12 protein-coding genes are annotated in these 12774 nt (G+C 44.7%); 5 read left to right on the top strand and 7 right to left on the bottom strand.

Annotated elements, in window-relative coordinates; all coding sequences use genetic code 11:
• Positions 1-11: 11 nt before the first annotated feature.
• The 5 genes from BLQ60_RS12760 to BLQ60_RS12780 all read right to left on the bottom strand — a co-directional run bounded on the left by BLQ60_RS12760 (position 12) and on the right by BLQ60_RS12780 (position 4685).
• A complete protein-coding gene (locus BLQ60_RS12760; protein WP_092621268.1) occupies positions 12-911 on the bottom strand; it encodes a hypothetical protein in 900 nt (299 codons plus the stop codon).
• Between the two features lies 1 nt (position 912).
• Positions 913-1914, bottom strand: a complete 1002-nt coding sequence (locus BLQ60_RS12765) for an isopenicillin N synthase family dioxygenase (protein WP_092621272.1) — start codon at positions 1912-1914, stop codon at positions 913-915.
• Positions 1915-2017: 103 nt separating this feature from the next.
• A complete protein-coding gene (locus BLQ60_RS12770; RefSeq protein WP_171259114.1) occupies positions 2018-2899 on the bottom strand; it encodes an ABC transporter ATP-binding protein in 882 nt (293 codons plus the stop codon).
• Positions 2900-2940: 41 nt separating this feature from the next.
• Positions 2941-3879, bottom strand: coding sequence for an ABC transporter permease (locus tag BLQ60_RS12775; RefSeq protein WP_092621279.1), 939 nt, complete (start codon positions 3877-3879; stop codon positions 2941-2943).
• 122 nt (positions 3880-4001) lie between these two features.
• Entirely contained in the window at positions 4002-4685 is a 684-nt protein-coding gene (locus tag BLQ60_RS12780) for an FMN-dependent NADH-azoreductase (RefSeq protein ID WP_092621368.1), read from the bottom strand.
• Between the two features lie 118 nt (positions 4686-4803).
• On the opposite strand from BLQ60_RS12780, the gene BLQ60_RS12785 reads away from it, so the two are divergent.
• The 3 genes from BLQ60_RS12785 (at position 4804) to BLQ60_RS12795 (ending at position 8563) form a co-directional block, all read left to right on the top strand.
• Positions 4804-5715, top strand: coding sequence for a LysR substrate-binding domain-containing protein (locus tag BLQ60_RS12785; RefSeq protein WP_092621282.1), 912 nt, complete (start codon positions 4804-4806; stop codon positions 5713-5715).
• A gap of 319 nt (positions 5716-6034) precedes the next feature.
• Complete coding sequence (locus BLQ60_RS12790) at positions 6035-6946, top strand: alpha/beta fold hydrolase (RefSeq protein ID WP_092621371.1); 912 nt, start codon at positions 6035-6037, stop codon at positions 6944-6946.
• Positions 6947-7117: 171 nt separating this feature from the next.
• Complete coding sequence (locus BLQ60_RS12795) at positions 7118-8563, top strand: Na+/H+ antiporter family protein (protein ID WP_092621285.1); 1446 nt, start codon at positions 7118-7120, stop codon at positions 8561-8563.
• Between the two features lie 55 nt (positions 8564-8618).
• Here the strand turns inward: BLQ60_RS12795 and BLQ60_RS12800 are convergent, their stop codons facing one another.
• Together BLQ60_RS12800 and BLQ60_RS14215 are read right to left on the bottom strand one after the other, a co-directional pair.
• Entirely contained in the window at positions 8619-9176 is a 558-nt protein-coding gene (locus BLQ60_RS12800) for a hypothetical protein (RefSeq protein ID WP_092621289.1), read from the bottom strand.
• 45 nt (positions 9177-9221) lie between these two features.
• Positions 9222-9350 carry a hypothetical protein gene (locus BLQ60_RS14215; protein ID WP_280137883.1) on the bottom strand — a complete coding sequence of 43 codons (129 nt, stop codon included), beginning with the start codon at positions 9348-9350 and terminating at the stop codon, positions 9222-9224.
• 319 nt (positions 9351-9669) lie between these two features.
• On the opposite strand from BLQ60_RS14215, the gene urtA reads away from it, so the two are divergent.
• Both urtA and urtB read left to right on the top strand, forming a co-directional pair.
• Positions 9670-10959 (top strand): urea ABC transporter substrate-binding protein, encoded by a 1290-nt coding sequence (gene urtA, locus BLQ60_RS12810; protein ID WP_092621296.1) that lies wholly within the window; start codon positions 9670-9672, stop codon positions 10957-10959.
• Between the two features lie 119 nt (positions 10960-11078).
• Positions 11079-12773, top strand: a complete 1695-nt coding sequence (gene urtB / locus BLQ60_RS12815; RefSeq protein ID WP_378235214.1) for an urea ABC transporter permease subunit UrtB — start codon at positions 11079-11081, stop codon at positions 12771-12773.
• Position 12774 lies beyond the last annotated feature (1 nt).

The raw sequence follows: 12774 nt of genomic DNA on the forward strand, positions 1-12774 counted from the left end.
CACTCGGTAAATTAGTGCACCACGGTAGCATGATGGCGTAAATGTAATTGCTCTTGATCCATCCATCTTTCAGTTTGTGCAGTCGTGGTTGTGCTTTGCAGTGGATGAAATACAGGCAAATACAGGTCTAGCTCAAAATAAAAATCGTAGGCTATCCCCGCAATTTCACTATGTTGTTTGAGCATGCCAGTATCAAGTAACTCAAAATGATCCAATGCAATCGACTGGCCAACCTGCTGATCCTGTGTGCTATGAGCGATACTGCCATCCTGCAAGGCAATCGAAAGCAGATAGCTATTGATGTCTTGTTCGCTAAGATTGCCCGCATTGAGTGCAAGTTGTAGGTCTGAATATTGGGCGCATTTTTGTTGCTGATCGGGCAAGCGACTTCGGCAAAATACTAATGTGTCACCACAAACAATTAATCCACCATCCATCATGTGCTGTACACCAGTTTCAACATGTTTGACATATTTCAGCCTTAAGCCAAGCAGGGATACAGGCTGTGTTGTCTTGATTTGTTGGCGCCAATCTTCGACATAGGCATTCGATGGTGAAAACTCCAGCACGGCATTGCCGATAGGATAGAGCTTTGCAGGTTCTGGCCACTGGGTTCGTGTTTGATAACCTTGATCAATATGCCATGACAAAAGCTGTTGCTGATCATCCCAAAGTGTGTCACCAATCCATGCTTGGCGTTCGCAGATTGGCGTATCCTGTCCATCGCTGAGACGCAAATCAATGCTAAATGTGCGTGATTGAAACCAATAGACAATGGTTTCTTCATCGGTGAGTCCATTGAAAAAGCTAATGCTTTTTCGGCGAAAACAGCCCAAAAGATAGTTTGGGAACTGAACATCCTCTATTTGACTGATCGGCAGTTGCGCGCATAAATCCAAGAGATGTGCCATATCACACCTCCTGCTGTTCGTTCATGCCAAAGGAATACAGCGGTCGGGCATTTTCCAGCACGATCTCTCCTGACGCAACTTTCTTTTTTAAATAGCCAAAAGTCTGTGCTGTTTGATTAAATAAATGCTCACCCCCTTTGAGCGGTGCATATTTTGGGGCTTCATTTGGGATCACTGATTGGATCACATAATCGTAATCACAGGAGAAAAATAGCGGAAAAGAGTAGCGTTCTTCTTTGACTTTTTTGACCCGATGTTTGGTGGCGAGATAGCGTCCGTTGGAGAGGATTTCCATCATATCGCCGATATTCATCACCATACTATTTTCGATGAGCGGTATATCGATCCATTCGCCTGATTTGTCCAAAACTTGTAGCCCTGGTGCAGTTGGCAGTAATAAGGTAAAGCATTCATAATCGGTATGAGCGCCAATGCCGAAAGCATCTTGTGCATCAGGATTATACGGATAGTGAATCAAACGCAATTGACTTGGTGCATGCTGTAAGTGGGCGCCGAAGTAATCTTCATCTAAATTCAATGCCAGTGCAAAGCCTTTGAATAACTGATGCCCAACACTTTTAACCTGTTGGTAATAGCTTTGCACAGTGGTTTTGAAATCTGGAAAGTCGGGCCATAGGGTCGGACCGAGTAGGGGGCGAGTATCCTCGAGCAAATAATCATAATTGATGTCATAAGATTCTTTGAGATCGTAGACATTTTCTTTGAATTGTTCCTCACCGATCGGTACATAGCCACTGTGATTTTTCGATAAACCAATATAGTGGCGCATTTTTTCGGTTTCAGGCTGGGCAAAATACTGCGTTGAAATCTCTATGAGATGTTGAAAAAGCTTGGGCTGAAGTTGATCACCTTTGATATATAAGAAGCCAACTTCACGACAAGCCTGATCAAGTGCTTTTGCAACCTCTAGGCGATCATTCAAATCGTTGCTATTGAGTTTGGAAATATCGACCATCGGTAGAACATATTGATCTGTTTGCATGTGCATTCACCTTTGGGCTGGTCGTCCAGCAAAATAGGATAATAGACATCGGGTCGTCCCGAGTCCGAATTCAGCACCTCTGAAATTAATGATTTAAAATGGTTTATTTCGTGTTGCTGACATGCGTCATCCGAGGAATCTCTGGCAAATTATCCATCGCAGGATCATGTGCATCATCATCGGCATGTACCAACTGATTGACATGCGCTTTGAGCTGTTTAAAGGCATCACTTTGCATCAGTTCTGGCGTGCGTGGTCGAGGCAAATTCACTTCGATAATTTCTTTGATCTCACCTGGGTTGGCTTTAAGCGCCACGATGCGATCGGCGAGTAGTATTGCCTCATCCATATCATGGGTGACAAATAAGATAGTGATGTTGATGTTTTGCCACAGATCGAGCAGATGCTTTTGCATTTTTTGTCGAGTGTGCGGATCGAGTGCACCAAAAGGTTCGTCCATCAGTAATATTTTGGGCTCATTAACCAAGGCACGTGCAATCGCAACACGTTGTTTCATGCCACCAGAAAGTTGGTGTGGATATTGATTTTCATATTTATCCAAACCGATGATGTGAATCCATTCTCGTGCCATTTCTTCGGCACGGGTACGACTCATGCCTTTCATCAGCGGACCAAACATGACATTTTCTTTGACGGTTTTCCACGGGAACAGGGTGTAGCCTTGGAACACCATGCCACGTTCAGGCGAGGTGCCGTGAATGGGCGAACCATCCATCAGCACTTCACCGCTATCAAAATGATCCAGTCCAGCCACCACACGGCTCAAGGTCGATTTACCACAACCTGATGGGCCAATGATGCAGATGAATTCACGTTGATGAATCTTTAGATCAATTTGATTCAAAATCGTACGTTGTACATTGTCATGTTGGAAAACTTGGGTGAGTTTTTTGGATTCTAAGATCACTGGACGGGCATAGATCTGTTCAAAATAGGCGTGTTGATCATATCTCTGTTCATCCAAGATGTGTTCGTCAACGACATTTGCATCGAAGTGTTCAGTCATTATTTTGCTCCTTGTTTCCATTTGAACATGCGCTCACCGAGTTTCATTAGGATAAAGTCACATGCCAAGCCGATGATGCCGATGATCAGAATCGCCGCATACACATTGTCAAAGTTTTGATAGCGAGCTTGTTGGGTGATAAACCATGTAATCCCCGAGGTTGCACCAATCAGCTCAGACACGATCAAATATGTCCACGCCCAGCCGAGCAAGACCCGTTGATTTTGATAAATATCAGGCAGTGCCGCAGGAATCACCACATGCAATAAACTTTTCATTTTATTGGTGCCGAGGGTAAAGCCAGCTTCAACCAAGCCACGATCGACCATGCGGGTGGTATTGGCTATGATCAAAATCTGTTGAAATAGCGTCCCGATCACAATAATGGCGATCTTTGGCGCATCATTAATCCCCAGAATCGCCACCGCCAAAGCACCAAAAGCAGGCGCAGGCAAATAGCGGAAAAACTCGACAAAAGGCTCGGTGAGCTTGGAAATCGTGCCAGAAAATCCACACAAAATCCCCAGCGGGACACCGATCATCGAGGAGATAAAAAAAGCGATAAAGACAATCTTGATACTGTGCCACAGACTTTGATGTAACCACGGCGCATCAGCTTGCGCAGGCGGTGTGGTAAACGAAGTCACCAGCGCTTTGGCGACCTCATGTGGCGCAGGCAAATAAATTGGATTGGCTAATTTGCCTTCAGGTGGTGCATTGCCCTCATTGACGGCATTTTGTGCTTCAAGATAAAACACACTTTTGTCGATGCGACTGCCGACTTGGAAGTACGACACACTTCCCGAGTTGGTAATCTCGACTTGCGGATGCCAAACAAAGGGCAAATAACTCACCGCACACCAAATCAGGATCGGTATCAGAAAGGAAAAAAGGCTGTAAATCAGCTTTTTTCGCTTGGATAGCGCAGTATTCACCATAATCTATCGCCTAGTATTACTTTTTTTGAGAATCGTAATATTATTTAAGCAATATTGATGCCATTTTGAGCGTACTCATTCGATGTGATTTCAGATAGTGCGATTTTTAGATGGTGTACTTTTTAATGTGCGCTATTGCTTAAACGCTTTGCCAAAGCGATGGTGTGTTGCTTGGCATTTTCCAAAGAATCTTGATGGCGTTGATCTGCAAACTCTTGGTATTCACAGCGAATGTCATAAAAATATTGGGCACCAAGATAATGGCTGAGCACTTTAATATGCGTGCCTAAGTGATTCATGTGTTCACGAATCCCGCTAGGTTCAAAGCCAAACTCGCCTGTAGAGCTGAGCAAAACCAAGGTTTTATTGGAAAATATCGGTTCCAGTGGAAAATCACCTCGCTCCAGATCAAAACTAAAGGTTTTGTGAATACGAATCACTTGATCAAACCATGCTTTGAGTACCGCAGGCATGCCATAGTTGTACATCGGCGTGGTGATCAAAATCACATCGGCTTTTTCAACTTCGGCAATATACTGATCTGATTCTGCCAATAACGCAGATTGTGCCTCACTTCGTGCCGACGGCTCACTAAACACCGCAGCCAGCCACTCGGCATCAATAAAGTGCGGTGGATGTTGGCTTAAATCTCGATGCATGATTGACATTTCAGCAGTCGTATTCAGCCTTGTGGCGAGAAACGTGTCTATAAATAAGTCACCCAGCTGTTTGGAAATGGAGCGATGTTGAGGCTGTGTTGCATCATTGTGGCGGACACTGGCATCTAATCTTAAAATGTGGCGCATGAGTATGTACTCGTGATCAAGGAAATTTTTATTGTGCGGATGCGTTGTGCTTTTGACAAAAGGGATAAATTTTCGTATAGATGCAAATAATTCAGCCATGACCTTTTGAGTACCTGCCATGTTTGCACAATTGCCTTCATTAAAAGCATTAAAAAGTTTTGAGTCGGCAGCTCGATTACACAGTTTTAAATTGGCGGCGCAGGAATTATCTGTGTCGCAAACGGCGATTTCGCACCAGATTCGGCTGTTGGAAGATCAGCTTTCCATCAAGCTGTTTCATCGTCAAACCCGTGCGGTGAGCTTGACCCCACAAGGTGAAATTTTGGCGCAAAGTGTACGGCAGTCTTTGGCGATGATTCAGCATAGTCTTGAGCAAATCGCAAGCAGCGCCAATACGCTGACCATTTCCACCACACATGCCTTTGCGGCGATGTGGCTGGTGCCTCGGCTCAGTCAATTTCAGCAATTGCACCCAGAGATTGATGTGCAGATTCGAGCCAATGATCAGCTCATCGACATAGAGCACGATCTGAACAGTGATCTAGCGATTCGTTATGGTGCGTTTTCAGCACAGGAAAACACGCAGGAAAATAGTCAGCGCTTGTGTGCGGATCATCTACAGTGCGTGGCAACACCGAGCTATTGGCAACATTTGGCAGAGCAAACAGTGTGGAAATTCTTATGTGTGAAGCTCAAAAATAAAAATCTGAAACAGCTCGATTATGAGCAGGCGATTTCGTCATTTCTAAAAACACGTTTTGATTTTGAAATTCAATATTTTGAAGATGAAATGCAGGTCTATCAGGCGGCGCTGGCTGGGCAGGGTATTGCCATACTTAATCAAATGCTGATTACCCAAAGTCTGGAAAATGAATGGCTCAGTTGTAATATGCAGGAGCTTTCAGCGCCACTTGAGGGTTTGGATTATTACACCATGATACCAAAACGGTCGCAGGATAATGAAGCGGTTCAGGTGTTTTGCCAATGGTTAGAACAACAGACGCAAACGAGACCACGGGATGGGGTTTGATACGGTTGAAAATGACTTTTCGCTTTTAATGTGATGGTTCGGGCGCTTCATCATAACGCTGAACGCTGGATCATTTGACCATTTTTAAGCCATTGCACTGATTCAGGTCAATTCATCGCCAGTTGCTCTAGGTCATACTCTTGTGGCATCCATGAAGCACCGATCGGATTTCATTGGGTTGAGTTGACGCTGTTAAAAGGAATTGTTTGAAATCAACAGTTTTGAGTTGAGTCGCTTTTAAATGAATCACTTTTAAATGAATTGCTTTGAACTGAAATAATGAATTGGAAAAAACATGCGCACAAAACAAAAAACGAATATGCAAAACGTACAAGCATTCGTACCAACATCGGCACAGCCCGCCACATCACAACATTGGGTCAACTGCTCAGATGGCGAACAACTTTTTGTGCAATGCTGGGGAGACGCACACAACCCACCGATGGTACTGGTACATGGCTATCCAGACAATCAAGACGTCTGGGCATTGGTGATCCCGTATTTAATCCAAGACTTTTATGTGATCAGCTATGATGTGCGAGGTGCTGGTCGTTCCAGTGTGCCGAAGAAATTATCCAGCTATCGCTTGGCGCAGTTATCCGCAGATTTGAATGCAGTAACCACACAAGTGATTCCAAATCGTGCCTTTCATTTGGCGGCGCATGATTGGGGCTCGATTCAATCTTGGGAGTCGGTGACTGAGCCTAGTTTTCAATGCAAGATTTTGTCCTATTCGACCATTTCAGGGCCATGCTTGGATCATGCTTATTCTTATTTGCAAAAAGCCATGCGCCTTCAGCCAATCCATGCACTCAAGATGTTGGGAAAATCGTGGTATATCGGCTTATTTCATCTGCCGTTTTTGGCACCGAGTTATTGGCGCTTGAGTTCCGCACAGCGCTGGCAAAAGCTGTTGACGCAGTTGGAGCGACAAGATCATTTGCCTGCCAGCACCTTGGTGACACAAGATGGTCGGCAGGGTATTGCACTCTATCGTGCCAATTTTATGGCGACATTGCGCCATCCTCGAGCCCGTTATGCGCAGTGTCCTGTGCAGGCGATCGTGCTCAAGCGAGATCGTTTTGTCAGTGCAGAATATATGGATGAAATGCCCTGTTGGGTCAAAGATTTTAGCCGAGTTGAAGTCGATGCCAATCATTGGGCAATTTTGAGTCAGCCAAAAGAGATTGCAAAATATATTCGATCGTTTGCTTTAAAACATCCGTCGTAAAACTGTGACTTAAAACATCCGCTGAAAAAATAGTGACTTTAAAAAGATCATCGTTATAAATATTCGCAAAATGAAATACTTAAAAGACATTGCAGGGAATGACTGAGATTTTTTCGACCTTGCGCAATGTGGCTGGTAGAATAGCGCATTATTTTTGCTGATGTACTTTTCATGAATGCAGTTGTGATTGCAATTTTACTGATGTTTGCCATGTCGTTGGCGAGGGTATCGGTGGTGTTAACCTTGGTGATCTCTGCCATTGTCGGTGGTCTGGTTGCAGGTTTGGGGATTTCGGATACGGTCAAAGCCTTTAATGAGGGCTTGGGCGGTGGTGCTGAGGTGGCATTATCCTATGCGGTGCTCGGTGCATTTGCTTTGGCATTGTCTAAGTCGGGTTTGCCCGATTTATTGGCACACAAGCTCCTTGGCTTACTTGGTCAAGAAGCGGAGCAAGCCAAGACGGCAAAACTCAAATATGTGTTATTTGCGATTTTATTTGTGGCAGCGATCTTCTCGCAAAACCTAATTCCTGTACATATCGCTTTTATTCCAGTGATGATTCCGCCACTGCTCAAAGTCATGAATCATCTGAAACTAGATCGCCGTGCGGTGGCATGTGTGCTGACTATGGGCTTGGTGGGGACGTATATGTTGCTTCCTGTCGGATTCGGTTCGATCTTCTTAGAGCAGATTTTGATGGGCAATATCAATGAAGTTGGCGCCAAATATAATCTGCAAGTCGAGCGCTGGATGTTGCCTGTGGGAATGGCGATTCCTGTTGCGGGGATGTTCCTCGGCATGTTGGTGGCGGTCTTTATCAGCTACCGCAAACCACGTCATTATCAGATGCAGGCGGTTGCTGGTGTACAAAAAATGGACTTGGAACAACCGCTTCAAACCGAAAATCAGCTCAACCAAGACAACGTATTAAAGCAAGATGAGGTATTAAAGCAAGACGGACAAAGTTTACAGTCCGAAGCGCATGATGTGCCTCAAATTGCCAAGAAAACCTTATTGATGGCGTGTCTTGCCGTGCTACTCACCATTAGCGTACAGCTCTATGCGGGCTCAATGATTTTGGGTGGATTGGTTGGTTTTGCAGTGTTGTCGGCAGCAGGGATTTTTAAATGGCAACAAGCCGATGATGTCTTTGTACAAGGTATGCGTATGATGGCATTGGTCGGATTTATCATGATTGCCGCATCAGGTTTTGCCTCGGTGATGCAAGCCACAGGTCAGGTCGAAAGTCTGATCCAAGGCGTGATGGCTGAGCTTGGTGGGCATAAGGCGTTGGCGGCATTTTTGATGTTGTTAATTGGTCTCTTTGTGACACTCGGCATCGGTTCATCGTTCTCGACCGTACCGATTTTGGCAGTGATTTATGTGCCACTGTGTGCCCAGTTTGGTTTTTCACCTTTAGCGACTGTGGCGTTGATTGGAACAGCAGCGGCGCTCGGTGATGCAGGTTCTCCAGCTTCGGATTCGACCCTTGGCCCGACAGCAGGACTCAATGCAGATGATCAACATGATCATATTTGGGATACCGTGGTGCCGACCTTTTTGCACTTCAACATCCCACTGCTGATCTTTGGTTGGATTGCGGCGATGTATTTATAAGCCTGTATTTATAAGCATGATCTGAAAGAACGTTAACTTCTCTAAGCGATGGTGTTTATTTCACTTTTTGATAAACACCATTCGCATAGACACCATACCCAAAACCACAGCTAGAAACATCGCCTTTGGTTTGTTTGACTTGAACAAACTGTTTGCTCAGTGACGCATTAGAAAAATCTAAATCAATCTGACAATCTTCGTAGCGATATACTGCATGATGTTTGCTGGCTTTACTGTTCGTCCCGCCATTTTTCTTGGTCATTTTGATATGAAACTCGCCCAAATTTGGCCCATAAATCAGCCCGAAAAGCCCCATTCGTAAACCATAAAATTCCACGCCATAATGATCACCCTGATCCGTGACCGTCACCATATCCCATGCACCTTGCCCTGCATAACTGACATATTCTCCTACCACATTGTGGTTGCGATAGAGATTTTTCGGCAGTTTGCTGAGGTTGTACTGGCTTTTTTTATCCTTTGGCAACAGCGCATACCATGCTTTCGCCCATGCATATTGTCCGAGCTTACTATAGGTGAGCCCGATATTATTGTACGCTGTGGCGAGGTCGGCTTCGGTCAGTTGATTGGGTACAGTGTCTTGATTAATCAAACAAAAATGAGTGTGTGCAGCGTTATTTTTAAAGGCTTTTAAGGCTTAAGTATAGTTCTTTTGTTGGTAAAACTTCGCACCTTGTTGCTTTAGGCTAGGAATTTTTTCACAGGCTTGACGAATTTCGGCATCCTGATCTATGGCAAGCCCTAGACTGGATACTGCGAGCAACATGCTAGCGCTGACAGTGAGAATGTAAAATTTCGACCATGTTGATTTTTTGAAGATGCTGGATTTTTTCATGGTGCTGACAATTATTTTAATCAAGATGCTTTATATTGCACCAAAATGTGACTTTTAGAAATGCGCCATTTGTGTACCTTTTCCAGTGAACTTGTGTGACATCAACCTGATATTTAAAAAATGGTGTGCCAATTTAAGGATATCTTTTTGAAAAATAACAAAATAATTATTTTGGCATAATTATTGAATCTATCTCATTACGCTAATTTGGCTACATATTTAAATTTTCCTTTGTTTAGGGGCTTCAAAAATGATTAAACAACGCATTATGCCACTGTCTTTTTTAGTCGCAGCCATGATGGGCAGCGTGACTTTGGTTGGCTGTTCTAAACCTGCAGATAAAACTACGGACGCAACCACAAAAACCGAGAGTACAGCACCTGCGGCAAGTGGTGACACCATTAAAGTCGGTATTTTACACTCCCTGTCTGGCACCATGGCAATCTCGGAAACTTCACTCAAAGATACCGCCTTGATGACCATCAATGAAATCAATGCAGCGGGCGGTGTGTTAGGTAAAAAACTCGAACCTGTAGTGGTTGATCCTGCATCGGATTGGCCGTTATTCGCAGAGCGTACTCGTCAGCTATTGACGCAGGATAAAGTCGATGTGATTTTCGGTTGCTGGACTTCTGTTTCTCGTAAGTCAGTCTTGCCAGTGGTTGAAGAGCTCAATGGCTTATTGTTCTATCCAGTGCAGTATGAAGGGCAAGAACAATCGAAAAATATTTTCTACACAGGCGCTGCGCCAAACCAACAAGCAATTCCAGCGGTGGAATACTTGATGAGTGAAGAAGGCGGTGCAGCGAAACGCTTCGTGCTGTTGGGTACGGATTATGTTTATCCGCGTACCACCAACCAAATTCTACGTGCATTCTTAAAGTCTAAAGGTGTGGCAGATGCCGACATCATGGAAGAGTACACGCCATTTGGTCACAGTAATTATCAAACAATCGTATCGAACATCAAGAAATTCTCTGCGGGTAAGAAAACTGCTGTGATTTCAACCATTAATGGTGACTCGAATGTACCGTTCTACCGTGAGCTAGGCAACCAAGGCATCAAGGCCTCGGACATTCCAGTGATGGCATTCTCGGTCGGTGAAGAAGAATTGCGTGGGATTGATACCAAACCGTTGGTCGGTCACTTGGCGGCGTGGAACTATTTCATGTCGGTGAAAAATCCAACCAATAGCAAATTTGTCAAAGATTACAAACAGTTCGCTGTTGATTATAAATTGCCAAACGCAGACAAAGTAGTCACCAATGACCCTATGGAAGCGACCTATGTTGGTATCCATATGTGGGCGCAAGCGGTTGAAAAAGCAGGTTCAACCGATGTCGCTAAAGTCAGCGAAGCGATGAAAGGACAGACCTATGCTGCACCGTCTGGCTATACCTTGAAGATGGATGAAGAAAATCACCACCTGTGGAAGCCAGTCATGATCGGTCAGATCCGTGCCGATGGTCAGTTTGATGTGGTGTACAAAACCCCTGAAGTGATCCGTGCGGAAAACTGGAGCCCATATATTCCAAAATAGTTTTGTAGCCCACCTACTGCACCACTTGCAGTAGGTGATTTTTTATTCTTTACACCGAAAATAAGACTTTAAAGGGGCATCAGATGAAGCTCTCTACTCTGCTACAGGTGTTTTCGGGGATGTTACTGTCGATGCATGTGCTTTCGAGCAATGCATGGGCAGATCAATCGACCGCAAATAGCACCTCTACATCAGCACCACACATTTCTACTGCATCAACACCCGCAACATCTACAGCATCATCAGAAAATCAAAGCACCACAGCGAACCCAACTTCAGCGGCAATAGCATCCGTTGCCGTTGATGCGATTCAACAATTTGTACAAGGCGATTTTAATACCCGTAAAAATATGCTGAATAACTGGACAGCTTCGATTGAAGAATTTGATCAGTTGGTTGAATTGATTGATAAAAATGAACTGTATCAAGACAGCAAAGGCGTCGCCTACATCCTTGAAAACGATGAGAAATTATTCAGTTATCCAAGTCATATTGAACTTAGCACTTGGCCGAGTGATTTATCTCAAGTCACGCTGACCAATACCTTGCGTCAAGCGTTAAATTATGGACAAGCACGCACCAAACTTAAATCAGATGACGCCAAACAACGCTTGCAAGCGGTAAAAATTCTGGAAAAAAATTATCAAGAATTGGATAGCAAGGTTGTCTCTCAGCTTTATGCAGATGAGAAAAATAATAAAGTCAAAGAGGCATTGGCACAGCTCAAAGCACGCATGGATTTTCAAAGTGAAGACGTGCTGACCAAAATCAATGCGGTGAAAACGCTGAAAGAAAGCAATAGTCCAGAAGTGTTGGCGGAGCTACAAGCCGCATCGGAAGCAGCGAATCTGAATCCAGCACTGAAAGCAGCTTTGCTCGATGCACAGGGCAGTATCAAAACCCGTATCCAAGCCAGTGAATGGACAGGTCATGTCTTTTCAGGCTTAAGTACCGCCAGTATTTTATTGCTGGCTGCGCTAGGTTTGGCGATTACTTACGGTTTGCTCGGTGTGATCAATATGGCGCATGGCGAGCTGATCATGATCGGCGCTTACACCACCTATGTGGTGCAAAGCCTGTTTAAAACCTATCTCGGCGATATGCTGGATTGGTATTTGATCGCTGCGATTCCTGCGGCATTTTTGGTCAGTGCCATCATTGGGATGGTGATTGAACGTCTTGTGATTCGTCCGTTGTATGGTCGTCAACTTGAAACCTTATTGGCAACTTTCGGGGTCAGTTTGATCCTGATGCAATTGGTACGGATGATCTTCGGTGCGCAAAATGTCGAGGTCTCGAATATTTCATGGCTGAGTGGTGCTGTCGAAATCACGCCAAGTCTGATGTTGCCATATAACCGTATTGCGATTATTGGTTTTACCATTGTCGTGCTTTTACTTCTGGTGTTTTTACTCAACAAAACCCGCTTTGGGCTGTTCGTGCGTGCGGTGACGCAAAACCGTCAAATGGCTCGTGCGGTCGGTATTCGCTCGGCTCGAATCGACATGTTGGCGTTTGGACTCGGTTCTGGACTTGCTGGGCTTGCAGGCTGTGCTTTGGCACAAGTGGGTAATGTCGGACCTGATTTGGGACAAAACTACATCATTGATGCGTTCTTGGTCGTGGTGGTTGGCGGTGTTGGTCAAGTGTGGGGCGCAGTCCTTGCAGCGCTTGGTCTCGGTGTCAGCGGGACAGTATTAGAAATCGGTATGGGTGCAGTGCTTGCCAAGATCATTCTATTGGTATTGGTGATTCTGTTTATTCAAAAACGACCACAAGGGTTGTTTGCCATTAAAGGTCGTTTTGTGGAGTAAA

Source organism: Acinetobacter marinus (genome assembly GCF_900096915.1).
Classification (GTDB): Bacteria; Pseudomonadota; Gammaproteobacteria; order Pseudomonadales; family Moraxellaceae; genus Acinetobacter; species Acinetobacter marinus.